This is a genomic window from Streptomyces sp. CAU 1734, from assembly GCF_039888735.1.
Taxonomy (GTDB): Bacteria; Actinomycetota; Actinomycetes; order Streptomycetales; family Streptomycetaceae; genus Streptomyces.
On the sequence record NZ_JBDQQP010000003.1, the window covers coordinates 136,015 to 157,876 of the forward strand.

At 72.2% G+C, this 21,862-nt stretch carries 22 protein-coding genes, 1 tRNA gene and 1 pseudogene; 12 read left to right on the forward strand and 12 right to left on the reverse strand.

Annotation, left to right across the window (positions count from 1 at the left end):
• Positions 1-4 precede the first annotated feature (4 nt).
• Positions 5-1,402: a HAMP domain-containing sensor histidine kinase gene (locus AAFN69_RS06785; RefSeq protein ID WP_347727390.1), complete on the forward strand. Its 1,398-nt coding sequence runs from the start codon at positions 5-7 to the stop codon at positions 1,400-1,402.
• Here AAFN69_RS06785 and AAFN69_RS06790 read toward each other — a convergent pair.
• On the reverse strand, positions 1,365-1,868 hold the full coding sequence (locus AAFN69_RS06790; RefSeq protein WP_347727391.1) for an SgcJ/EcaC family oxidoreductase: 504 nt from the start codon (positions 1,866-1,868) through the stop codon (positions 1,365-1,367). The two genes, AAFN69_RS06785 and AAFN69_RS06790, sit on opposite strands and share 38 nt — an antisense overlap.
• A gap of 390 nt (positions 1,869-2,258) precedes the next feature.
• On the opposite strand from AAFN69_RS06790, the gene AAFN69_RS06795 reads away from it, so the two are divergent.
• Together AAFN69_RS06795 and AAFN69_RS06800 are read left to right on the forward strand one after the other, a co-directional pair.
• A complete protein-coding gene (locus AAFN69_RS06795) occupies positions 2,259-3,389 on the forward strand; it encodes a serine hydrolase domain-containing protein (protein ID WP_347727392.1) in 1,131 nt (376 codons plus the stop codon).
• Between the two features lie 169 nt (positions 3,390-3,558).
• Complete coding sequence (locus AAFN69_RS06800) at positions 3,559-5,073, forward strand: alpha/beta hydrolase (RefSeq protein ID WP_347727393.1); 1,515 nt, start codon at positions 3,559-3,561, stop codon at positions 5,071-5,073.
• A gap of 249 nt (positions 5,074-5,322) precedes the next feature.
• Here the strand turns inward: AAFN69_RS06800 and AAFN69_RS06805 are convergent, their stop codons facing one another.
• The 3 genes from AAFN69_RS06805 to AAFN69_RS06815 all read right to left on the reverse strand — a co-directional run bounded on the left by AAFN69_RS06805 (position 5,323) and on the right by AAFN69_RS06815 (position 7,615).
• A complete protein-coding gene (locus tag AAFN69_RS06805; protein ID WP_347727394.1) occupies positions 5,323-5,496 on the reverse strand; it encodes a CsbD family protein in 174 nt (57 codons plus the stop codon).
• A 177-nt stretch (positions 5,497-5,673) separates the two neighbouring features.
• The gene (locus AAFN69_RS06810; protein WP_347727395.1) at positions 5,674-6,915 is read right to left on the reverse strand and encodes a cytochrome P450; all 1,242 of its coding nucleotides are present in this window, start codon (positions 6,913-6,915) and stop codon (positions 5,674-5,676) included.
• A 205-nt stretch (positions 6,916-7,120) separates the two neighbouring features.
• Entirely contained in the window at positions 7,121-7,615 is a 495-nt protein-coding gene (locus AAFN69_RS06815) for an ATP-binding protein (protein WP_347727396.1), read from the reverse strand.
• 388 nt (positions 7,616-8,003) lie between these two features.
• Here AAFN69_RS06815 and AAFN69_RS06820 point away from each other — a divergent pair, with 388 nt between their 5' ends.
• From AAFN69_RS06820 to AAFN69_RS06830, 3 genes are all read left to right on the forward strand, one after another.
• Positions 8,004-8,633 (forward strand): class I SAM-dependent methyltransferase, encoded by a 630-nt coding sequence (locus AAFN69_RS06820; RefSeq protein ID WP_347727397.1) that lies wholly within the window; start codon positions 8,004-8,006, stop codon positions 8,631-8,633.
• A gap of 239 nt (positions 8,634-8,872) precedes the next feature.
• A complete protein-coding gene (locus AAFN69_RS06825) occupies positions 8,873-10,264 on the forward strand; it encodes a PAS domain-containing protein (protein ID WP_347727398.1) in 1,392 nt (463 codons plus the stop codon).
• Between the two features lie 266 nt (positions 10,265-10,530).
• Positions 10,531-11,310: a sulfite exporter TauE/SafE family protein gene (locus tag AAFN69_RS06830; protein ID WP_347727399.1), complete on the forward strand. Its 780-nt coding sequence runs from the start codon at positions 10,531-10,533 to the stop codon at positions 11,308-11,310.
• A 15-nt stretch (positions 11,311-11,325) separates the two neighbouring features.
• Here AAFN69_RS06830 and cobF read toward each other — a convergent pair whose 3' ends face one another.
• Positions 11,326-12,081 carry a precorrin-6A synthase (deacetylating) gene (cobF, locus tag AAFN69_RS06835; protein ID WP_347727400.1) on the reverse strand — a complete coding sequence of 252 codons (756 nt, stop codon included), beginning with the start codon at positions 12,079-12,081 and terminating at the stop codon, positions 11,326-11,328.
• A 71-nt stretch (positions 12,082-12,152) separates the two neighbouring features.
• Between cobF and AAFN69_RS06840 the strand changes: the two genes are divergently transcribed.
• From AAFN69_RS06840 to AAFN69_RS06850, 3 genes are read left to right on the forward strand one after another with little or no spacing between them, the layout of a single operon-like run.
• Positions 12,153-12,878: a (Fe-S)-binding protein gene (locus AAFN69_RS06840; protein ID WP_347727401.1), complete on the forward strand. Its 726-nt coding sequence runs from the start codon at positions 12,153-12,155 to the stop codon at positions 12,876-12,878.
• A complete protein-coding gene (locus AAFN69_RS06845) occupies positions 12,875-14,302 on the forward strand; it encodes a lactate utilization protein B (RefSeq protein ID WP_347727402.1) in 1,428 nt (475 codons plus the stop codon). The genes AAFN69_RS06840 and AAFN69_RS06845 overlap by 4 nt, the downstream gene beginning before the upstream one ends.
• Positions 14,299-14,991 carry an LUD domain-containing protein gene (locus tag AAFN69_RS06850; protein ID WP_347727403.1) on the forward strand — a complete coding sequence of 231 codons (693 nt, stop codon included), beginning with the start codon at positions 14,299-14,301 and terminating at the stop codon, positions 14,989-14,991. The genes AAFN69_RS06845 and AAFN69_RS06850 overlap by 4 nt, the downstream gene beginning before the upstream one ends.
• Here AAFN69_RS06850 and AAFN69_RS06855 read toward each other — a convergent pair.
• Positions 14,988-15,506: a DUF309 domain-containing protein gene (locus AAFN69_RS06855; RefSeq protein ID WP_347727404.1), complete on the reverse strand. Its 519-nt coding sequence runs from the start codon at positions 15,504-15,506 to the stop codon at positions 14,988-14,990. The genes AAFN69_RS06850 and AAFN69_RS06855 overlap by 4 nt on opposite strands.
• 126 nt (positions 15,507-15,632) lie before the next feature.
• Between AAFN69_RS06855 and AAFN69_RS06860 the strand changes: the two genes are divergently transcribed.
• Positions 15,633-15,706: transfer RNA gene (locus AAFN69_RS06860), tRNA-Pro, on the forward strand.
• Between the two features lie 88 nt (positions 15,707-15,794).
• Here the strand turns inward: AAFN69_RS06860 and AAFN69_RS06865 are convergent.
• Both AAFN69_RS06865 and AAFN69_RS06870 read right to left on the reverse strand, forming a co-directional pair.
• The gene (locus AAFN69_RS06865) at positions 15,795-15,962 is read right to left on the reverse strand and encodes a hypothetical protein (RefSeq protein ID WP_347727405.1); all 168 of its coding nucleotides are present in this window, start codon (positions 15,960-15,962) and stop codon (positions 15,795-15,797) included.
• A gap of 486 nt (positions 15,963-16,448) precedes the next feature.
• A complete protein-coding gene (locus AAFN69_RS06870) occupies positions 16,449-16,640 on the reverse strand; it encodes a hypothetical protein (protein WP_347727406.1) in 192 nt (63 codons plus the stop codon).
• Between the two features lie 537 nt (positions 16,641-17,177).
• Between AAFN69_RS06870 and AAFN69_RS06875 the strand changes: the two are divergent.
• A pseudogene (locus AAFN69_RS06875) lies at positions 17,178-17,432 on the forward strand (winged helix-turn-helix domain-containing protein); the annotation flags it as partial.
• 329 nt (positions 17,433-17,761) lie between these two features.
• Here the strand turns inward: AAFN69_RS06875 and AAFN69_RS06880 are convergent.
• A complete protein-coding gene (locus AAFN69_RS06880; protein WP_347727407.1) occupies positions 17,762-18,274 on the reverse strand; it encodes an FBP domain-containing protein in 513 nt (170 codons plus the stop codon).
• A 705-nt stretch (positions 18,275-18,979) separates the two neighbouring features.
• Between AAFN69_RS06880 and AAFN69_RS06885 the strand changes: the two genes are divergently transcribed.
• Positions 18,980-19,291, forward strand: a complete 312-nt coding sequence (locus AAFN69_RS06885; RefSeq protein WP_347727408.1) for a hypothetical protein — start codon at positions 18,980-18,982, stop codon at positions 19,289-19,291.
• Positions 19,292-19,975: 684 nt separating this feature from the next.
• On the opposite strand, the gene AAFN69_RS06890 is transcribed toward AAFN69_RS06885, so the two are convergent.
• The 3 genes from AAFN69_RS06890 to AAFN69_RS06900 all read right to left on the reverse strand — a co-directional run bounded on the left by AAFN69_RS06890 (position 19,976) and on the right by AAFN69_RS06900 (position 21,834).
• Positions 19,976-20,686: a ribonuclease H gene (locus AAFN69_RS06890; RefSeq protein WP_347727409.1), complete on the reverse strand. Its 711-nt coding sequence runs from the start codon at positions 20,684-20,686 to the stop codon at positions 19,976-19,978.
• A gap of 191 nt (positions 20,687-20,877) precedes the next feature.
• The gene (locus tag AAFN69_RS06895) at positions 20,878-21,039 is read right to left on the reverse strand and encodes an FBP domain-containing protein (RefSeq protein ID WP_347727410.1); all 162 of its coding nucleotides are present in this window, start codon (positions 21,037-21,039) and stop codon (positions 20,878-20,880) included.
• A gap of 318 nt (positions 21,040-21,357) precedes the next feature.
• Positions 21,358-21,834, reverse strand: coding sequence for a hypothetical protein (locus tag AAFN69_RS06900; RefSeq protein WP_347727411.1), 477 nt, complete (start codon positions 21,832-21,834; stop codon positions 21,358-21,360).
• Positions 21,835-21,862 lie beyond the last annotated feature (28 nt).

The window sequence follows — 21,862 nt, forward strand, 5'->3', positions numbered from 1 at the left end:
CGGCATGATCCGGCGGCTGATCGTCAGCTATGTCCTGCTGGTCGGCGTGGCCCTGGCGGCCTTCACCGTGCCCGTGGCCTTCACCCTCACCGCCCAGCTGCGCGGTGACACCGAGGAGTCGGTGCGGCGCGAGGCCACCACCATGGCGCTGCTCCTCGGCGGCGACGCGGCGGCCCGGCAGGCGCTGGTCAGGGTCGCGGAGGCGTACGCGGGCGAGACGCCCGGCAGGGTCGAGGTGGTGTCCGCGGGCGGGGCGGCCGTACCGCCCCTGCGGACGCCCGGCCGCCCGGCCGACGCGGCGATCACCGGCGCCCTGCGCGAGGGCCGGATCACGGTCGACTGGGGCGACCGGCCGGTCTGGGGCCCGGAACTCGTCGTCACCGTGCCCGCGCACGCCCAGAGCGACGACCGCCGGATCGTCGGCGCCGTGCGCATCCGGTACGCGACGGACGACCTCACCGACCGGCTCTGGCGGATCTGGGGCTTCCGGGCCTTTCTGGCGGTCGGCGTCCTCGCCGTCGCGGCCGGGCTGGGCGCGATCGTCGCCCGGCTGCTCACCAAGCCGCTGCGCCAGCTCAACGACATGGCGAGCCGGTTCAGCGACGGCGATCTGACCGCCCGCTCACCGATCACCGGGCCGCAGGAGACGCGGACCCTGGCCCGGACCCTCAATCAGGGGGCCGAACGCCTGGACACGCTGGTGGCCGCGCAGCGGATCTTCGTGGCGGACGCCTCCCACCAACTGCGCACCCCGCTCACCGCGCTGCGTCTCTCGCTGGACAACATCGCCGACGGAGTGGACGACGAATTCGTGCGGGAGGACGTGGAGCAGGCGACCGCCGAGGTGGTCCGGATGAGCCGGCTGGTCAGCGGATTGCTGGTACTCGCCCGGGCGGAGGCGAAGGTGTCGGCGCCGGAGCCGCTGGCCCTGCGCGAACTGGTCGCGGACCGGCTGAGCGTCTGGCGGCCGGCCGCCGACGAGAGAGGGGTGCGGATCATGCTCATCGGCAGCGTCGACGAACCCCTGCACGTGCTCGCCGGACCCGGCAACCTCGATCAGGTGCTGGACAATGTGCTCTCCAACGCGCTGGAGGTCTCCCCGGACGGCGGCACCATCACCGTCCGGCTGGCGGTGCCCGGCGGCGACGAGGCGGTGCTGGAGGTCCTGGACCAGGGACCGGGGATGTCCGCCGCCGAACAGTCCCGCGCGTTCGACCGCTTCTGGCGCGGCCAGGGGCTGACCGGCCGCTCCGGCACGGGCCTCGGGCTCGCCGTCGTCCGGCAGCTGGTGACGGACGACGGCGGGACGGTGGCGCTGCGGGACGCGCCGGGCGGAGGGCTCTGCGTACGGATCGGCCTGCGGCTCAACCCGCGGCCGGGAGCACCGAGGAATGGTGGTTGATGATCAGCCACTTCCCGCCCCGCTTCTCGTACTGGTACGTGTAGCGGGCCACCACGGGGGAGGTGGCACCGGTCTTGGCGTCGGTGAGGTGGAAGCGGTACAGGCCCGCGTCGATCGCCGAGTTCTCGTCCAGGACATGGATGACCGAGCGGATCTTCTCGCCCCGGGGCTTCTTCTGGAGGAAGTGGTCGAAGTAGTCGACTATCTGCGTGCGGTTGGTGCGGATGTCCGGTGACACGGTGGGGAGGAGCACGGCGTCACCGGCGTACCGGTCGGCGACCGCCTTCGGGTCACCGGTGGCCAGGGTCGCGTTCCACTGCGAGAAGAGCGCGGCGATCTCCCGCTCGGTGACCTTGGCGGCGCGCTGGTCGTCCTTGTCCACGGCCTGGGCGACACCCACCGCGGCGATGGCGGCGACCGCGGCGGTCGCCGTGGCGATGACCGTACGGGAACGGAGGCGTTTCATGGGGGGACTCCTGCTCAGGTGGGGGTGAGTGCGGTTGCATCACCATCCCGGCAGGCGGGCAAGGGCCCGTACAGCGGACGGCAAGGCCGTGGCCAAGCCCCGCCCAAATCCGGTGGGAGCGGCGGTGCGGGGCGGGCACGGCCCCGTCCGGGTCGCGCGGGGCGATACGGACGGCCGGCCGGCCGCGGCCTCGAGAGCTGCTCGGCCCGGGAAAAAGACTGGCCCGGAGGCTCTGCCGCCCGTCAGGATATGGACCCGATAATCCGCCAACCACCTTTATTACGAGGTTTACTTGACGACAATACTTTCGAGTGAACAGCGGGATTCACGGCCGCGTCCGGCCCGCCGGCAACTCGGTGCTTCCGTACCCCGACGAGCAGGAGGCCGGGCATGACGGTTCTGCGGGGAGTGTGCGAGACCCGGTTCGACGGTGTGCGCGCCGCACTGGAGAAGAACCTTCTCTCCGGTGAGGAGACCGGGGTGTCCCTGGTCGTCGACATCGACGGCGAACCGGCCGTCGACCTGTGGGGCGGATTCCGCGACCGGGCCCGGACGGTGGCGTGGGACGAGCACACCATCGTCAATGTGTGGTCGAGCACGAAGGCCGTCACCAGCCTCGCCGCGCTCGTCCTCGCCGATCGCGGTGAACTGGACCTCCACGCGCCCGTGGCCCGGTACTGGCCCGAATTCGCCGCCGCCGGCAAACAGGACGTCGCGGTCCGCCATCTGCTCTCCCACACCTCGGGAGTCAGCGGATTCGATCCGCCCTCCGCGACGGAGGATCTCTACGACCACGAGCGGTCCGCGGCCCGGCTGGCCGCGCAGGCCCCCTGGTGGACACCGGGGTCGGCGTCGGGATACCACGCACTCACCTTCGGGCACCTGATCGGTGAGGTCGTCCGGCGGATCACCGGAAGGACCCTGAGACAGTTCGTCGCCGACGAGATGGCGGGGCCGCTCGGCGCGGACTTCCGGATCGGCGCCGCCGAGCGGGACTGGCACCGGATCGCGGAGCTGATCGCACCGCCGCCGGAGGAGTCCGGCCCGCTCGATCCCGGCGGTCTCACGGTCAGGACCTTCACCGGGCCGGGCGTGAGCGTGGCGGAGGCGTCCACCCCGGCCTGGCGCCGCGCGGACATCGGTGCCGCGAACGGACACGGGAACGCGCGCTCGGTCGCGCGCATCCTCTCCGTCATAGCCCGGGGCGGTGCCGCGGGCGGCGTCCGCCTGCTCGGGGAGCGGACGATCGATCACATCTTCGAGGAGCAGGCACACGGCACGGACCTGGTCATGGGTGTCCCCCTGCGCTGGGGCATCGGCTTCGGACTCCCCGAGCCGAGGACCCTTCCCTGGCTCCCCGAGGGGAGGATCTGCTTCTGGGGAGGCTGGGGCGGATCGGTGATCATCATGGACCTGGAACGGCGCATGACCATCGCGTACATGATGAACAACATGGCGCCGGGCCTCATCGGCTCCAGCCGGAGCGGTACCTATGTCCGGGCGGTCTACGACGCCCTGTGACGGCTTCCGGCGGCCGGGACGGCCGCCCCGCCCCCGGCGGCGTCGTGATCCTCAACGCCACTTACCGGACAGGGAGTTCGAGAATTCCGGACATGGTGAATGATGTGGGCGGCCCGTCGTGATCTGACGGGCCGCCCCGCCTCGTACACCGAACGGAAGGAACGACTCCGTGCAGGTAAGACGTCTTGCCACCGCGCTGGTGGTGAGCATGATCGCCACCCTCGCCCCGGCGCTCGGCGGCCCATCGGCCGCGGCCGCGCCCGCCGCGGACGGCCAGGAGCGGAAGCTCAGCTGGAAGGGGTGCGCCCCCGAGCTGCCCGCCGGACTGGAGTGCGCCACGGTCACCGTGCCGCAGGACTACCGGAACCCCGGTGCCGGGACGATCGGCATGGCGATATCCCGCCTGGCCGCGACCGACCCGGCCAAGCGCAGGGGAGCCCTGCTGATCAATCCCGGCGGCCCCGGCGCCTGGGGACTCGACATGCCCGTCTATCTCCAGGAGGCGTTCCCCGCCTCCGTGCGGGAGCGGTACGACCTCATCGGGTTCGACCCCCGGGGCGTCGGCAGCAGCGCGCCGATCACCTGCGGACTCTCCCCCGAGGAACTGGACGGCGAACGCGCCTGGACCCCGGCGGCGTTCCCCCGGCACACCGCGGTGACCCGCAGCATCGCGGACAAGTGCCGCGACAAGTACGGCGAGGAGACCCTCAGCCGGTTCAACACCCGCAACACCGCCCGGGACATGGACCGGATCCGGGCCGCGCTCGGCGAGCGGAAGATCAGCTTCCTTGGGTACTCCTACGGCACCTATCTGGGCGCCGTCTACACCCAGATGTTCCCCCGGCGCGTCGACCGCTTCATCCTCGACAGCGCGATCGACCCCGCCACCGCCTGGCGCCACAGCTTCCGGGTGTGGGGCTCCGAGGCGGAACGGGCGTTCAAGCGCTGGACCGAGTGGACCGCCGCGCGCTCCGCCTCGTACGGACTCGGCGACACCCCGGCAGAGGTCTCCCGGACCTTCTGGGACATCATCGCCCGAGCCGACCGTGAGCCCATCCGGCTGGGCGACACCCCCTTCAGCGGCGCCCAGCTCAGGGCGATGACGCGCACCAGGATCTTCAAGCTGCGCTCGGGAGCCGAATGGGTCGTGGAACTGAAGCGGGCCGCGGCCGGTGAGACCGTACCCGCGCCGTTGCCCCCGTACCTCTGGGACGACAACGCCACCGCCATGTTCTGGACCGTCGTCTGCGGGGACACCGCCTGGTCCCGGAACCCGGAGACCTACCGCAGGGAAGCGGCCCGCGACGCGGTCCGTCACCCCCTCTACGGTGACTACTCCGGCAACATCGCGCCCTGTGCCTTCTGGGGGGAGAACGCGGAACCGGCCACCCGGGTCGCCAACGGAGTCCCGGCGCTGATCCTCCAGAACGAGTGGGACTCCCAGACGCCGCTCTCCAACGCCAGGGGCCTGCGCCGCGCGCTCGACGGCTCCCGGCTGGTGACGGTCGACGAGGGCGAGGGCCACGGAGTGTACGGAACCTTCGTCAGCGACTGCGCGGAGCGGATCGCCAACACCTACCTGGTCACCGGCGTGCTGCCCGCCGGGGACCGGGTCTGTGAGCCGAACCCGGCCGCCGCTCAGCGTGCGCGGGCCGGATCCCGGGTCCCGGTGCCCATCCGCTGACCTCCGCCGCGTCCCCCGTCCGGACCGACACGGACGGCGGACAACCGCCGCGCAGGGCCTCCGGATCACCCGTGCGGCCGGAGCACTCCGGGACCGCCCCGGCCCGCGCCGGAGCGGATTCGCGATGCGGGGCCGGGCGGCCGGCGCGGTCCCCGGACCGCCGGCCGGTCCGATCACCCCGCGCGGATCGTGCGGATCGCGCACGACCGGGACGCCCGGCCCCATCGCCCGGTCCACGCGTGCCGGGGCTCAGTGCTTGAACGTGTCCTTGATTTTCTCCTTGGCCTGCCGGGCGTCGCCCTTGGCCTGCTCGGCCCGTCCCTCGGCGGTCATGCGCTCATTGCCCACCGTGCGGCCGGCCGTCTCCTTGACCTTTCCCTTGGCCTGTTCGGCCTTTGCCTTCATCTTCTCTCTGTCCGCCATGATGACTCATCCCTGTGGACTCGATCGGATATTCCGACGATACCAGTCCTCATTTTTCCCGCAGATTCTCGCGGAATTCAGCGAATAATTCTCTGCACGGGCACCGCTCCGGGATGAGGAATCGAGAAAATGCGGGACAATGGCTTTCCGCATGGCCGTGCGCGGCGGTGCGGAGCGTCAGCGGCCGGCCTCCCCGGCGGGACGGAGCACGACCGGCAGCTCGTGATGGCCGTTGGAGATGAAGCTCCGGACCGGGCGGAGGCCGCCCTCCGGCGGGGCGAGGGCGAGATCCGGGAAACGGTCGAAGAGGCCGCGCAGGGCGATCTCCGCCTCCATGCGGGCGAGCGCCGCGCCGAGGCACACATGGACGCCGTAGCCGAAGGAGAGATGGGTCTTGTCCTCGCGGGTGGAGTCGAATTCCCCGGCGGTGGGGCCGTGCAGATCCTCGTGCCGGTTGGCCGCCGCGTAGGAGGCGAGAATGGCGTCTCCCTTGCGGATCGTCAGATCGCCGAAGGAAATGTCCTCGATCGCGAATCGCATCGGCAGATGCGCGACCGGGGCCTCGAAGCGAAGGGTCTCCTCGATCACATCGGACCACTGGACGCGCCCGGTGCGCAGGAGTCGGAGCTGATCGGGGTGGGTGAGCAGGGCCGTGATCGCCTGGTCCAGCAGATTGACGGTGGTCTCGTACCCCGCGGTGATCACCAGCAGCAGGGTGTCGCCTAGCTCCGCCTCGGTCAGCCCGGCCCCGTCGCCCTCGCTGTCCCGGGCGGCGATCAGCTCCGAGGCGAGGTCGTCACCGGGGTCGGCCCGTTTCGCCGCGAGGAGTTCGCCGAGGATCTCGTACATCCGCCGGGTGTTGGCATCGGCCTCCTCGGCGCTGAGGCTGGTGGCGAAGATGTTGTCGACGACGCGCCGGAACGCGGGCCGGACCTCCTCGGGCAGGCCCAGTAAGTCACTGATGACCCCGATCGGGAACGGAAAGGCGAAGTGCTCCCGCAGATCGACGGGTTCGCCGGGCGGGACCTCGGCGAGCCGGTCGAGCAGTCCGGCCGCGATCCGCTCGATGCGCGGGGCGAGAGCGGTCATCCGGCGGGCGGCGAAGGCCGGGCTGACGATGCGGCGCAGCCGCCGGTGTTCCTCCCCGTACGCGGTGAACATGTTCTCCACGGCCACCCAGATCGCGAGCGGCCAGACGCCGATGATCCGTTCGGGGTACGCGGGCCAGTGGCGCCGGGCGTCCTTGGAGACGCGGGGGTCCAGCAGCAGCCGCCGGAGCAGCGCGGGGTCCGTCACCGCCCAGGCCGGCACGCCCAGCACATCGACCCGGGCCGCCGGGCCGCGGGCGCGCAGTCCGGCGTTCTCGCCGTCACGGTCGGCGCTGTCCGGGTCGAGAACGATGACCGGCTGTTCGTCCATGGGTGCACTCCTCGGAGGGTGAGAGGTGCGGCGCCGCGGGCGCGGCGGGATCGGGCTCCCGGGGTGTTCCCCGAGCGGTTCTCCGTCTCCCCCGGTGTACGGGCCGCGGTGCACTTCCTTCCCGCCCGGCCGGGAAGGGAACCGGGGATCGGGCAGCCGCCTCGCGGGACGGCCGGATCCCGGACCGCGCGGCGGACGGACGCCGTCAGCGGCCGGCGTCCGGGGCGCGCAGCCCGGCCCATACGGTGTGGCCCTCCCGGTCGTTGAAGTTCCCCCATGCCTCGGCGGTGCTGTCGACCAGGTGAAGACCCCTGCCGCCGGTGCCCAGATGCTTCTCCGGCGCTCCGGCGGGCCACTCGCCCGACGGGTCCAGCCCTCCGCAGCGGCCCTCGTCGCGGACCTCGATGCGCACGGCCGTGCCGTCGGGCCGGCGGGGGCGCGGCCGGCGGAGGGTGAGGGTGACCGGGCCCTGGGTGTGGACCAGGGCATTGGTCACCAGCTCGGAGGTGATCAGCAGCGCCTCCTCGGTCAGCCCGGACAGCTCCCAGGCGGCGAGCTGCCCGCGGACCAGACGGCGGGCCGCCGCCGCGGCCGTGAGGTCCGGCAGCAGCTCCCAGGAGGCGGAGAACGCGGCGGCGGGACCGGTGCCGGCTTCCGCGGCCGTCTTGCGGCCCGACGGGGTGAGCGTGACGGTGTCCATGATCGGTGTTCCGGTGGGGGAGGGGGCGGTCGTGAGATCGGTGCCGTTCCCGGTCCATACGCCGTACGGTGCCGGGCCGGCATGCTCCCTGCGCGGGTGAGGAGGGTGGGGCATCGTGGTTTCTTTCTCCCTCCGGGCCGTGTGCGCGGCCCATTCGGTGCTCGGCAGGGATCCGTACTGCCAGAGTGCTCGTGAAGGGGCCCCCGGGGCAGGCTCCGGAGGTCGCGGTCATGGCGCATCCGCCAGAGAAATAAATAGGGCATCTATTGACAAAGCGGTGAAGCTGCTCTACCCGCCCCCGGCCGGCCGGTGATCGTCGCGGCATTGTCCGGGAGGGGGTGGGGAAGGACGGGTACCGATGGGAGTGATCCCGACCAGGAGGCAGCACATGACACACCGGAACACACCGGCGGCCGAGGTATTCGACTCGCTGGGGGCCGAATACGAACGGGCTTTCGCCCACGCCCCCGGGCATCACGAGGCGCTGCGCTGGCTGGCGGAGCGGCTGCCCCCGGGCAGTGAGGTGCTCGATGTCGGCAGCGGCACCGGTTATCCCACCGCCCACGCCCTGGCCGGCGCCGGGCACCGGGTGCTCGGGGTGGATGTCTCCCCCGTCATGGTGGAGCTGGCCGCCCGCCGGGTGCCCGAGGCGGTCTTCCGCCGGGCCGACGCCCGCACCCTGGAGATCGCTCCGGCGAGCCTGGACGCCGTCTGTGCCTTCTTCTCCCTGCTCCAGATGGACCGGGCCGACCAGCGCGCCCTCGTGGAGCGGATCGCGGGCTGGCTGCGGCCCGGCGGGCTCTTCGTCACCGCGACCGCCGTGCTGGACGTGGAGCGCGCGCCCTTCACCTGGATGGGACACGACGTCGAGGTGACCAGCTTCGCCGCGGGTGACTATCTGGGGCTGCTGGAGGCCGCTGGGCTGACCGTGCTCGAATCCCATGAGCGGGAGTTCACACCGGACGTGGAGTCGCCGATCACCGAGTCGCAGCTCTTCGCGTACGCCCGGAAGCCCTGAGCCGCCGGCCCCGGGCGCCGGGCCGCTCCCGCGGCCTCCCACGACCGGGGCGGACCGTCCACTAGACTCCGATACGAGGCTTTTGGGGTACATTCCTCGCCCTCCCGGTGACGGCGGGGCGGTGCCGCGCTCTCCGGGGCCACGGAGACAGGGTGGCCGGAGCCGCTGTACGGGCCCGGTGGGCGCGCCGCGCCCGCCGGTGCTCCGTGCGCGGTGCGTCCCGCCGGAGCCGGGACGTCATGGAGGGTCTTCGTGGGCGTGACGGATTCGTGGGCGTGACGGGCCGGCCCCCGGGCGAGGGCCCGGCGGACACACTCTTCGGTCTCTTCATGGACCACAACCCGGCCGTCACCTTCCTGGTGGACCCCGAGGACCGGGTCATCTGGGCCAACCAGAGCTTTCTGGCCTGGCTGGGCCGGCCCCTGGCGGACGTCGCCGGCAAGCATCCCGACGAGGTCCACGGACCCGGCGCCGCCGCGCAGTTCGCCCCCTCCACCCGGCAGGTGCTCCGCACCGGCCGGCCGTTCGCCATGGAACAGACCGTGCACTTCGACGACGGCCGCGAGATCCATCTCGCCGGTCACAAGTTCCCCGTGCCCCAGTCGGACGGGACGGTCCTGGTGGGCGGCACCTTCGTCGACGTCTCCGACCGGGTGCGGGCCGAACGCGCCCGGCAGGAGGCCGAGGAGCGCTTCCGGGTCTTCATGAAACTGCTGCCCGCCATGGCCCACACCAAGGACGCCGGGCTCCGCTACACCTGGGCGAACCCCGCGTATCTGCGCACCGTCGGACGGACCCTCGACGAGATCACCGGCCGCCGGGCCGCCGACATCTGGCCGGACGCCCGGGAGCAGGAGCAGGAAGAGGCCGCGGTCGTCGCCGAGGGCCGCCCCCGTACCTTCCGGGACCGCCTCACCCTCGCGGACGGATCCCTCGGCCATGTCTTCGGCTACCGGTTCCCCCTCGCCGGGCAGGGCGAGGACGCCGTGGCCGGAGTCTTCGTCGACGTCACCGGGGAGGTGACCGTCCGGGACCGGATGGCGGAACGCGAAACCCGGCTCGCCGCCCTCTTCGAGCGCTCGCCCATCGGGATCGCCGTCACCGGACTCGGCGGTGAACTCGTGGACGTCAACCCGGCCCTGGCCGGTCTGCTGGAGAGCAGCCCCGCCGAACTCCACGGGATGAGCCTCGCCGACCTCACCCCCGGCGAGGAGACCGAGCGGGAGGAGCCGCTGCTGCGCGAGATGCTGGACGGGCGCCGCTCCCAGTACAGCTTCGACAAGCATCTGATCCGCCGCTCGGATCTCTCACCGGTCCCGGTCTCCGTCCGCCTCACCCTCATCCGTGACGCCCGGGGGAAACCGCAGGAGATCATCGCCATGGTCAGCCCGCGGACCGCACCCCGCCCGCCGGCCGCGCTGCGCTGCACGGAGGAGGAGATCGCGATCCTGACACTGGTCGCCGGAGGAGCCTCCGACGCCCAGGTGGCCAGGACCCTCGCCCTGGGCGAGTCCACCGTCCGGCTCAGACTCGGCGCCCTGAAGCGGCGCCTCGGGGCGGGGAACCGGGCGCATCTCGTCGCCCGGGCCTACCGGACCGGAGTCCTCCGCCCCGATCAGCCCTCGGCGTGATGTGCGCCGACGGGCGGTGACGTGTGCTGACCGGCGGTGATGAACGCCGATGGACGGTGGCGACGGGCGATTGACGCAGGGCGATCCGTGACGGCCCGCGCGGCCGCTCATGACGGCCGCCGCCGGCCCGCCGCCCCACTCGTCCGCCGCCGCGCCCGTCCGGAGCGACCTGCCCGGCAACGACCTGCCCGGAGCGACCCGGCCGGGATCGGGCCCGCCCCGGCCCCGGTTCCCGTGACCCCCGCCGCGTACCATCGCGTCCTGACATGGACACAGTTACCAGCTGGGGGTTGGCCGCACTCGCCCTCGCCGCCGTACTCGTCGGCTTCTCCAAGACCGCGGTGAGCGGTGCGAACACCGTCAGCCTCGCCGTCTTCGCCGCCGTACTCCCCGCCCGCGAATCGACCGGTGTCCTGCTGCCGCTGCTGATCGCCGGTGATGTGTTCGCCGTCGCCGTCTACCGGCGCCACGCCCACTGGCCCACCCTGCTGAGACTCCTCCCGGCCGTCGCCGCCGGAGTCGTGGCCGGAACCCTTTTCATGGTCTGGGCCGGCGACACCGCCATCCGCACCTCCATCGGCGCGATCCTGCTGCTGATGGCGGCGATCACGGTCTGGCAGCGCCGGCCCGCCGCCGGCGCCCGGCCGGCCTCGCCGGACGAGCCGCCCGCCTCCCCCGACAGGCCCGGCGGACGGCTGAAGGCGGGCTTCTACGGGATGCTGGGCGGCTTCACCACCATGGTGGCCAACGCCGGCGGGCCCGTCCTCTCCCTCTATCTGCTCTCCGCGGGCTTCCGCAAGCTCGGCTTCCTTGGCACCGCGGCGTGGTTCTTCCTGATCGTGAACACCGCCAAGGTGCCGTTCAGCGTCGGACTCGGGCTGATCGACGCCCAGTCCCTGCTGCTGGACGCGGTGCTCGTGCCCCTCGTCCTGGCCGGCGCTCTCCTCGGCCGCGCCTGCGCCGACCGGATCGATCAGGTGCTCTTCGACCGGCTGGTCATCGGCGCGACCGTGCTCGGCGGCCTCCAGCTGCTGCTCTTCGCCTGACCGGGCCCCGCCCGCTCAGCCGCGCCGCAGGAGATAGGTGTCCATGATCCACCCCTTGCGGGCGCGGGCCTCCTCGCGCAGCCGCTCGATCCGCTCCGACACCTCGGAGAGCCGCCCCGACACCAGGATCTCGTCCTCCGTGCCGACATACGCGCCCCAGTAGATGAACAGATCCTGATCCAGATGGCGGGTGAACGCCTGCCGGGCGTCCAGCATCACCACCACGTCGTCCACCCCCTCCGGCCAGCCCTCCGCGAGCCGCCGGCCCGTGGTGATCTGCACCGGGCGGGCCACCCGGTTCAGACCCGTGCGGTGCCGGGCCAGCAGCGCGGAGACACTGCTGATGCCCGGTATGACCTCATGGTCGAAGGCGACCGAACCCCGCTCCAGGATCTCCTCCAGGATCCCGAGCGTGGAGTCGTAGAGCGCGGGATCGCCCCATACCAGGAACGCCCCGCACTCGTCCTCGCCGAGATCCTCCGCGATGAACCGCTCGTACAGATCGGCCCGGCGGCTGCGCCAGTCCTCCACCGCGGCGGAGTACTCCGATGTCTCACGGTCCCGCTCCGGGTCGCGCGCCTCCACCAGCCGATAGGAGCCGGCCCGCGCATGCGCGTCCAGGATCTCCCGCCGCAGCCGGACCAGATCCGACTTCTCCTCGCCCTTGTCCAGGATGAAGAAGGCGTCCGCCGCGCTCAGCGCCTTGACCGCCTGAAGGGTCAGATGGCCGGGATCGCCCGCACCGATACCGATGACATAGATTTTCCTCACCCCGGAAGTCTCCCCCACACCACCTCGCGGCGGAGCTACCGGGGGGCCGCCCCCGCCCCTATCCTCCGACCATGCGTGTCGCCCTCTTCGTCACCTGCGTCAATGACGCGCTCTTCCCGGCCACCGCTGTCGCCACCGTGAGACTGCTGGAGCGACTGGGAGCGGAGGTCGCCTTCCCCGCCGCGCAGACCTGCTGCGGACAGCCCCAGTTCAACACCGGCCACCGGCGCGAGACCCTTCCGCTGATGCGCCGCACCGCCCGCGCCCTCGAGGGGTACGAGTATGTCGTCACCCCCTCCGGATCCTGCGCGGCCATGATCCGCGAGCAGTACCCGGGGCTGGGGGAGACCACGCTCGCCGCCCGCACGCACGAGCTCACCGAATTCCTCACCGACGTCCTCGGCGTCACCGATGTGGGCGCGCACTTCCCGTACACCGTGACCTACCACCCCTCCTGCCACGGTCTGCGCACCCTGCGCCTCGGCGACCGGCCGCTGCGGCTGCTGCGCGCGGTGCGCGGTCTCGACCTGCGGGAACTCCCCGGCGCCGAGGAGTGCTGCGGATTCGGCGGCACCTTCGCGGTCAAGAACCCCGATCTCTCCACCGCCATGGGCGCGGACAAGATCCGTGCCGCCCGCACCACCGGGGCAAGGGTGCTCTGCGGAGCCGACAACTCCTGTCTGATGCATCTCGGCGGCATCATCCGCCGCCGGGACGAACCCCTGCGGCCCCTGCACATCGCGGATATCCTCGCGGCCACCGAGGAACACCCCTGGACACCGGAGCCCTCCACATGAGCGGGACCTTCCTCGGTATGCCGGCCTTCCCCGACGCGGCCCGGGAAGCCCTCCGCGATCCGACCCTGCGCGCCAACCTCCGCCGTGCCACCCACACCATCCGCGACAAACGGGCCCGGGCCGTCGCCGAGCTCAGCGACTGGGACCGGCTCCGCGAGGCCGGAAAACAGATCAAGGACCATACGCTCCGCCATCTCGACCGCTGTCTGGAACAGCTGGAGGCCGCCGTCACGGCCGCGGGCGGCACCGTGCACTGGGCCGCCGACGCGGCCGAGGCCAACCGGATCGTCACCGAACTGGTCCTGGCCACCGGCGAGCGCGAGGTGGTCAAGGTCAAATCGATGGCCACCCAGGAGATCGGCCTCAATGAGGCGCTGGAGGCCGCCGGGATCGCCGCGTACGAGACCGACCTCGCCGAACTCATCGTGCAGCTCGGGCGGGACCGGCCCTCCCACATCCTCGTCCCGGCGATCCACCGCAACCGGGGCGAGATCCGTGACATCTTCACCGCCGAGATGGGCATCTGGGGCAGAGCCGCCCCCGACGGCCTCACCGACGACCCCGCCGAACTCGCCGAGGCCGCCCGCCTCCATCTGCGGGAGAAATTCCTGCGCGCCCGGGTCGGCATCTCCGGCGCCAACTTCATGGTGGCCGAGACCGGCACCCTCGTCGTGGTCGAGTCCGAGGGCAACGGCCGGATGTGCCTCACCCTCCCCGACACCCTGATCACCGTCGCGGGCATCGAGAAGGTGGTGCCCACCTGGCGCGATCTGGAAGTCTTCCTCCAGACCCTGCCCCGCTCCTCCACCGCCGAGCGGATGAACCCGTACACCTCCATGTGGACCGGCACCCATGACGAGGACGGCCCGCGGACCTTCCATCTGGTCCTGCTGGACAACGGCCGCACCGACGCGCTCGCCGACGCGACGGGGCGGCAGGCGCTGCGCTGCATCCGCTGCTCCGCCTGCCTCAATGTGTGCCCGGTGTACGAGCGGGCCGGCGGCCACGCGTACGGCTCCGTGTACCCCGGCCCGATCGGCGCCGTCCTCACCCCGCAACTGCGCGGCATGCACAGCGGAATCGACGCCTCCCTGCCCTTCGCCTCCACCCTCTGCGGCGCCTGCTACGAGGTGTGCCCGGTGGCCATCGACATTCCCGCGATCCTGCTCCATCTGCGGGAGCGGGCCGCCGGGCGGCCCGGCCCGGGCCGGCGGATGGAGAAGGCGGCGGTCAGGGCCGCCGGATGGCTCCTCGACCACCCCGGCGCCCTCGCGGCGGGGGAGCGGCTGCTCGGCGCGACCCGTGCGCTCCACCCGGCGAGACCTCCGGGCGCGGGCGCCTGGACCGCCGGCCGGGAGCTGCCCGAAATGCCCGCCGAGCCGTTCCGCGTGTGGTGGAGAAAGAACCGGGAGGGAACCGGATGAACGAGGCGAATCACTCCGATCGGGGGAGTGCGCACACGGCCGGCACCGCGCGGGCACGCGTCCTCGCCCGGATCCGGGCCGCCGTCCGCGACGCCGCCGAGGCGCCCCCGGTCACCCGCGACTATCTGTCCGCCCACACCCCCGACGACCCGGCCGCGGCCCTCGGCCTCCTCCACCGCAACCTCGCCGACTACCGGGCCGGCGTCCACCGCACGTCCCCCGACGGCCTCCCCGCCCTCGTGGCCGCCCTGCTCACCGCCCGGGGCGCCCGCTCCGCGGCCGTACCCGCCGGAGTCCCCGGCCACTGGCTCTCCGCGTGCACCGCGGTTCTCCACCACGACGACGGAACCCTCACCGCCCGCGCACTGGACACGATCGACGCGGTGATCAGCGGCTGTGCCCTCGCCATCGCCGAGACCGGCACCATCGTCCTGGACGGCGGCCCGGCCCAGGGACGGCGCGCCCTCACCCTCGTACCCGACCTGCACATCTGTGTGGTCCGCACACCGGACCAGGTCGTCACCTCGGTGCCCCGGGCCATGCCACTCCTCTCCCCGACCCGCCCGCTGACCTGGATCTCCGGCCCCTCGGCCACCAGCGACATCGAACTGACCCGGGTCGAGGGCGTCCACGGCCCCCGCACCCTGGAAGTCATCCTGCTGGCAGCCGGCCCCCCGGACCCGCCCTAGGCAACCACCCGCACCAGCCGGGGCGCCTCCGCCCGGGCGTCCACCGGACCGGCGCCCTCCCGGCCGACCCTGACCGCCAGCTCACCCGCCCACGCCGCCAGCCCCGGCCCGTCGATCCCGTACGGAAGCCCCGGCGGGCCGCCGGCCGCGTACCGCTCCCCGAAACCCGCGATCCGCTCCGCGCCCCGCAGCAACAGCCTGGCCCCGCCCCGCGTATTGCCGCGCGCCGCGTGGGTCAGCCCGACCGCCAGCTGCGCCAGCCCCTGCCACAGTTCGCGCTCCGCCGCCGGCCCGCTCTTCCAGGCGTCCTCGAAGACCTCATGAGCGTGGAACGGCATCCCGGCCGCCAGGAGCCGCTGCGCCTCCGCGAGAGTCTCCCCCGGCGACCGCACCACCCCCTCCGGCTGCCGCTCGACCCCCGGCTCCCCATGCCCCAGCGGACGCCCGAGCCCGTCCCGGGGCCGGGCGTTGCGGGCCCGTCCCTCACTGTCGCGGTCCCTCGCTGCGTCACCCATGATCTGATTCTCGCCGATTCCACCACCGATCCGGCCGAACGTGCCCGGACCGTGTGACGAGACAGCCCCGCACGTGGGGTAATCTTCTTCTTGCGCGCCCGGCACAGAGCCGACAAGGGCGGGCAGCGGGACGTGGCGCAGCTTGGTAGCGCACTTGACTGGGGGTCAAGGGGTCGCAGGTTCAAATCCTGTCGTCCCGACTTGTGTTTTCGCAGGTCGCAGGCGGTATCGGAGAAATCCGGTACCGCCTTTCCGTCGTTCTTGGGGACCATTTGGGGACCACACGGTCTAGCGGCGCCTTCCGGGGAGTGGCTGGACGGCGAGGCTGAGGGGTGCGCGGACGGGGTTGAGGTGGGCGGTGAGGGCTGTCCCGGCGTTGGTGATCTGGGACATGTCGGGGTGGAGGTAGCGCTGGGTGGTGAGGAGGGAGTCGTGTCCGGCGGTCTTGCGGAGCATGTGGGCGGGGGCGCCTGCGTCGGGGGACGTGGCGGGCGCGTTTGCCCTTGGTGTTCTTGTCGACGGGGCCGCCGGGTGCGGGGGTGGTCTGCCGACGGACGGTCCGGATCCAGTTCGCCGTGTCGATGCCTGTGGCGGGGACGCCGGAGACTTCGCCGATGCGGGCCGCGGTGGCGGCGGCGAAGACGACGACTTCACCCCACCCTCGATCATGGCCGTGGGAGCGTTCCACGGGCGCCTGGGCGAGGCGGAGCAGGGTGGGCCAGTCGGGCAGGGCGAGGGCGCGGGGGTTGTCGAGTTCGTCCTCGGCCTGTTTGTACTCGCGCTGCCGGCCGGTGACCCGGGCCGGGTTGACCGTGATGAGCCCGTCCCGGACGGCCTGCTCCATCACACGGACCGGAACGGCGAGGCTGTTCTTGACGGTGGAGCGCCTCTGCTCGTCGGCGATCCAGCCGTGAACGGTGGGGTCGACAGCACCATCGCTGATCATCGGACGGGAAAGTGCCCGAGCGCGGGAACCACCCGGCGGCGCCAGCCCGCCTCCGCTGCCTTGAGGGTGCCCGAAATCCACTCCTCGGCCTCATCCAGGGTGTTCCTGCCCTCGGAATGGGACCTGCGGCGTTCGGCGGGCCAGGTCTCCACATCGCGGGCGCTGTAGAGGATGACGCGCCCGCTCACCGGAATGTACGGGGGGCCTTGCCGGGGATGCGCGGTCCGCCGGCGTCGGAGCGTGGAGGGATCGACGCGGAGAAGTTGGGCGAGCTCTCCGGTTGAGTACCAGGCACCGGAGAGTTGTCCGTCCGGCTCGGTGTGGGGGATAGGCCGGATGGAGTCGAACGAGAGGCCGTGAAGTCCTGAGAAGAGGGCTGGACGGGCGGCAGTGAGCGGGCGGACGAAGGGGGTGTGTGCGGGTAGTTCATCCTTCAAATCTCTGCAAGGTCCCCGGTTAGCGAAACCGGCGATCACCTGCTACGAAGCCACCCGCGGGCGTCAGGAAGGCCAATATCCAACGGACGCTGGACAGCCCGTCATGGATGGCCAAGACCCCAGCGTCTGTTCCTGCCTCTTTCGACCGGGTGTTGGCCGGTGAATGGTCCGCATCTCGGGCTTGATCGGGTGGATCCATCATTGGTGACGGCCCATCTACGGGGGCAGTCATCCGAGGGGCCTTGGGTCAAGGCCCCATCCTGACCCACCCGGCCGGTCGCGGGGCGCCCGGTCGTTGCCGCCGAGGCCATGGCCGCCGTCCTGGGCCGCACCCGGCTCGACGCCCTGCGCCTCCTCGCCGAGCCGCACACCACGACATCGCTGGTGCGCGCCCTGCGCGTCAGCAACGCGACGGCTTCGTCCCATGCGGCGGCGCTCAGATCGGCTGGCCTGGCGACGACGACCCGCACCGGCCGCTCGGTCACACACCTGCGCACGGCCCTCGGCACGCTGGTCGCGGGCGGTGCAGCCCGTACGCCCTAACCCGCCTGCGCCCGGTCGCCGTCGGCCCGGTAGCCGGGATCGCCCCGGCGGCGGCGCCCGTTGATCCGGAGGTACAGCAGAGTCACTGATTCCCCGGCTCCGTGATCGAGGCGCTTCACGACTTTCCCGAGCGGATTCCGGAGCCGGCCGCCGGGCATCCGTACCCCCAGCGGCCGTCCGAACAACTCGCGCTGGCACTCGTCGGGTTCGCCCCGGACCGTGCTCGAACCCTCACGCGGTGGGGAGTGTCGCGGTCCGGTCCGCGCGGGCGGCCCGTGCCACGTGGCCGAGCTCCGAGTGTGCTCGGCCACGATGGATGGGCGACCCCGTCACCTTTTCCGCCGAGTGGTCCGTTCTCTTTCGGACACCGAATGGATGAAGGTGATTGTGCGGGAACGCATGCCCACACGGCGTTGCTCGACGATTTCCCCGCCCGGGGGATCTAAAGGCCCGCGGATCGGCTTGCTGTGCAGCTTCACCGCGCAGTCGAGGTCGGTGCAGAGGAGGAGGCCCACCGTATTGAGACGCTTGCGCTTGTCCCGGGATGGGCGTCGGGCGGTGAAGAGTGACACCTCGTTGAACCGGCGGGTGAACCGGCACAGGTCGCACATCATCGCGCGCGAGCCGTGTGCCGCGTCGTTCGGCGCCTGCCGCAGCAGTACTCCCAACGCCTGGTCGTCGGCCTCGGTGACGAGGTAGGCCCGTTGCGGGGAGCGCAGGTCCCGCCATCCGAGGTAGTCGATTCGGTCCCACCGGACGTCGTCGAACCAGGTGGGCAGCCGAACTCTGTTGTCGGTTGCGTCCGGGTTCACGATCGCGCCGCGTATTTCTTCCCTGGTCATCGGACGCATGGCAGCTCCCGGCGGGTTGCCCGTACGCGGATGAACGCGCCGGCCGGGAAGGTGCGCGGAAGGGGTGGGAGAGTCCTTGGGGTACTGGACACTCGGGGTGCTCCTTGCTGAGAAGTCCGTCATGACAGCAAGAGCAGGCCGAGCGGCTCGGCGAAGAGGCCCACCCGTTCGCCGCGATATACGTGCGGACTTGGAGGCGTGGGCTGGTTCAGCGCACCGGAGACTCACGTCCGGTCCGCCGTCCGGCAAGGACGGCGGCAGGGAAACGGACGGCTAGGCGGTGCAGCGAGGCGCGCTCGGCGCGGGCCGAAACATAAAAATCCCTCTTCCAGGGCACAGCCCAGAACAGATCAACGGAGCTCCGCCAGGTTAACAACAGCCCCCGGAGCGGTGGCAACCGATTTACTGGCCACCTCCTCGGCTCCGTGGGAAGACGGCGGCCGGGACCGACCGGTTCCCGAGTGTGTGGAGGCCAGTCGGTATGGGGATCACTCCGCTCGGCGCGGTGGCTTCCAGAGGTCGTCGAGGCGGCGCGGCGCGGGCCGCGGTGGGGCCACGAGGGCTGACGGCAGTACGGTGTACGACCGGCGAACGCTCTCTCGGCCGCAGCACCGCGAAAACCATAGTGACGCGCATACGCCGCGCACGGAGAATGCCCACAGACATACGGACAGTCGAAGACCGAAAGGCAACACAGTGGCATTGGCCAAGAAGGGTTCCCGCCGCATCGTGGTCGACGGCGTCGAGTACCGCTGGCATGTGAGCAGGAAACACTTGTGCTGCGACTCCGAGGGCAGCACCTTGGGCTACGTGGCGGAGGACGCGACCCGCCCCGGAACGACGCTCGTCGTGGAAACCGGCCGGCCGGCCGTCCTCTACCCGGACAGAGTGCCGGATGAGGTCGTCCTGCCGCGGGAAGTCGCCGCGGGCATTCGGGCCGCGCGGTCGAAAGGCTGGACACCCAACTCCAGCGGTTCGCCGTTCAAGCTGCACCTGTCTGCCGCTTGACCGGGTCGTTGCGGTTGCGCCCGCTTCGGTCGTGTCGTGCGTGGAGTCCTTCTCCACCGGCTCCAGGATCGCCACGCACTCCACCTGGTGCGTCATCTGGAAGAGATCGAAACCGGACGTGCCGGGAGACGTCGCAGGTCAGGGGGCCATCTGGTGCCGTCTCGTGCGGAGATTCTTGGGCCCTGAGCGTCAAGAGGCGGGAGGGGCGGATGGGGTTCCGGAGCCCGCCGCTTTCCCTGTCGAAGGGCGCCTGGTCGCACTTCGTCGCCCACGCGGGCGGCCCGAACGCCGTCTGACCGGCCTTCCCTCCGCCCGCCCGGCACTGCGGCCCACTTGCCCGGGGCGGACCCCGACTGGCCGACGTACGCGACCAGATGGCCGCAGGACATCGATGGGCACGGAAACGGTTCCGTGGACGCCCGGTCGTGGCAGACCAGAGTGTCCCGTACCCCGGACGAAGCGCTGCCCGTGGAACCCGCGACCTCACGGGCACCACCCCGAAGCCGGAAGCCCGGAAGCCCGGAAACCCAGTTCCAGGCCGGGGGCGGGGAGGCCGTTGGGCGCGGAACAGGGCTTGCGGGCGGCGCCGGCCCCGCTGCGGCGCCCGGCCCGCCGCGGCCGCCGGGAGGGCCGGCCCTTGAGCGGGCCCGGCGGCGGTACGGTGCCCCGGCGCCGCACGGGGCGTCACCCGTCGCCGGGTTCCTGCTTCCCGGCCGCGCACGCGGTGTGGCCCCAGCCCGCGCCGACCTTCGTGATCCGGCTCCCTGCCGCGTAGGACGTACCGCACGGGCAGCGGCCGGCGAACTTGGCGGTGATGGTGGGCGCCTTGCCGCCGGTCCGCGCCGTGGCACCGCGGCCGTTCGCGTCGGCGGCGCTGCGGCGTGCGGTGGCGGTACGGGCCGGGACGGGGACGGGCAGGTCGTGGTCGCCGTGTGCGGTGCCGGCCGGCTGCTGGCTGGTGGCGGCGTCGCTCGCCGCCCGGTCGGCGATGGCGTTGAGCCGGTCGCCGTCGGCCCGGTGGGCGGGCACGTACACGAGCTTCACGTCCCGTCCGGTCAGCAGCCCGTCGATGTGCTCCACGAGGTCGCGGTTGGCGACCGGGCTGCCGCCTGTGGTCTTCCAGCCCTTCCGTTTCCAGCCCGGCAGCCACTCGGTGACGGCCTTCATGGCGTACTGGGAGTCCATCCGGACCTCCAGCGCGGCCGTGTCCGGTACGGACTCCAGCAGCCGGGCCAGGGCCGTGAGCTCGGCGACGTTGTTCGTGGCGGTGCCCAGCGGGCCCGCCTCCCACCGCTCCGGCGTCCCCTCCGTGTCCGCGAGGACCCAGGCCCAGCCGGCCCGGCCGGGATTGCCCTTCGAGGCTCCGTCACATGCGGCGATGATGCGATCAGACATGCCCCGATCATCCCAGCCGCCACGGCCCGCTCCGGACGGGCTCGGCGGCGGAGGGGCGGCGCCTGCTTCCGTACGCACCCGGCGTCCCGGCCGTCCCCGGACCGTTCCCGCGGGCCGGCGGCGCGGGGCCCGGGGCGGGCCTATGCCTCCGGGGCGCGGTCGGCCGGATCCGGCGGAAACGGCGCCGGCGGTCAGCCGGCGGTGCCGCGAACCTCGGCGAGGAAGCCGCCGAGGCTGCCGAGGGCACGGGCGGTGCGTTCCTCCACGGTGAGGGCCTCTTCGTCGCGGCGGACCCGCAGGGCGGGCTGCCGCCTGCCCCGGAGGCAGGGCGAGCAGGCGAGGTCGGCGCACATATTGGCCCCGGCCGAGTCGCCCTCCCGTCCGCAGGCGCCGGCGCGCGGGGCGACGAAGAGGGAGACGCCGGAGGAGGCGTGGCCGGTCAGACAGTCCGAGCAGAGGCTAGACCGGACGGGCCTGCGGGACCCTGAGCAGGATCCCCACGGACCCGTCCGGTCCCGGGGCGACGGCGGCGGCCCGCAGCGGGGCCCCGGGGTGATCCCAGCCGAGGAAGTCCGGGTCGGTCCAGTCCAGTGCGGGAAATGCCGACCGTACCCGCGGCCGGGCACCGGATCATCCGGTCTTTCCCCCCGCCCCGGGGCGGGGGGACCGTCTCAGCCCTTGGTCACGTCCCCGGCCGTGCCCCGGTCCGTTTCCCCGGCGGCGCCCCCGGGCCCGTGCCGGTCGAGGTCGTGGAAGCCGTACGAGGTCAGGACGCCGTGGTCGGCCCGTCCCGAGAGGATCATGTCCACGAGGCCGGGGCGCGGGTCCGGCTCCTCGTCCGCGGCGGGCGGGAGACCGGGCACGCCTGCCTCCCGGAGGCGTTCGAGGGCCTGGTCGCGGCGCTTCCACGCCAGGGCTTCCAGCCAGCCGGCCGCCTCGCGCGGCAGCCCCGGTCCCCCGGCCCCGTCGTGGGGAAGCTCGAAGGTGACGTTGTTCTCGCGGAGGGTGTATGTGCGGTGGCGGACGAACATGGCGGGGGCGAGGTCGACGAGGAAGCCGCCCTCCCGGGAGGCGAGGTGCAGGACGATCCGGCCGGTCAGGGCGGCCAGGCCGGGGGGCGGGTCGAGCAGCGTCTCCTGGCGGAGCATCCAGCGCCTGTCCGCGGTGAAGCCTCCG

Coding starts and splice junctions, on each gene's coding strand:
- AAFN69_RS06785 (WP_347727390.1), top strand. CDS start 5: ATGATCCGGCGGCTGATCGTCAGCTATGTCCTGCTGGTCGGCGTGGCC.
- AAFN69_RS06790 (WP_347727391.1), bottom strand. CDS start 1,868: ATGAAACGCCTCCGTTCCCGTACGGTCATCGCCACGGCGACCGCCGCG.
- AAFN69_RS06795 (WP_347727392.1), top strand. CDS start 2,259: ATGACGGTTCTGCGGGGAGTGTGCGAGACCCGGTTCGACGGTGTGCGC.
- AAFN69_RS06805 (WP_347727394.1), bottom strand. CDS start 5,496: ATGGCGGACAGAGAGAAGATGAAGGCAAAGGCCGAACAGGCCAAGGGA.
- AAFN69_RS06810 (WP_347727395.1), bottom strand. CDS start 6,915: ATGGACGAACAGCCGGTCATCGTTCTCGACCCGGACAGCGCCGACCGT.
- AAFN69_RS06815 (WP_347727396.1), bottom strand. CDS start 7,615: ATGGACACCGTCACGCTCACCCCGTCGGGCCGCAAGACGGCCGCGGAA.
- AAFN69_RS06820 (WP_347727397.1), top strand. CDS start 8,004: ATGACACACCGGAACACACCGGCGGCCGAGGTATTCGACTCGCTGGGG.
- AAFN69_RS06825 (WP_347727398.1), top strand. CDS start 8,873: ATGGAGGGTCTTCGTGGGCGTGACGGATTCGTGGGCGTGACGGGCCGG.
- AAFN69_RS06830 (WP_347727399.1), top strand. CDS start 10,531: ATGGACACAGTTACCAGCTGGGGGTTGGCCGCACTCGCCCTCGCCGCC.
- AAFN69_RS06840 (WP_347727401.1), top strand. CDS start 12,153: ATGCGTGTCGCCCTCTTCGTCACCTGCGTCAATGACGCGCTCTTCCCG.
- AAFN69_RS06845 (WP_347727402.1), top strand. CDS start 12,875: ATGAGCGGGACCTTCCTCGGTATGCCGGCCTTCCCCGACGCGGCCCGG.
- AAFN69_RS06850 (WP_347727403.1), top strand. CDS start 14,299: ATGAACGAGGCGAATCACTCCGATCGGGGGAGTGCGCACACGGCCGGC.
- AAFN69_RS06855 (WP_347727404.1), bottom strand. CDS start 15,506: ATGGGTGACGCAGCGAGGGACCGCGACAGTGAGGGACGGGCCCGCAAC.
- AAFN69_RS06865 (WP_347727405.1), bottom strand. CDS start 15,962: ATGCTCCGCAAGACCGCCGGACACGACTCCCTCCTCACCACCCAGCGC.
- AAFN69_RS06880 (WP_347727407.1), bottom strand. CDS start 18,274: ATGACCAGGGAAGAAATACGCGGCGCGATCGTGAACCCGGACGCAACC.
- AAFN69_RS06890 (WP_347727409.1), bottom strand. CDS start 20,686: ATGTCTGATCGCATCATCGCCGCATGTGACGGAGCCTCGAAGGGCAAT.
- AAFN69_RS06895 (WP_347727410.1), bottom strand. CDS start 21,039: ATGTGCGCCGACCTCGCCTGCTCGCCCTGCCTCCGGGGCAGGCGGCAG.
- AAFN69_RS06900 (WP_347727411.1), bottom strand. CDS start 21,834: ATGCTCCGCCAGGAGACGCTGCTCGACCCGCCCCCCGGCCTGGCCGCC.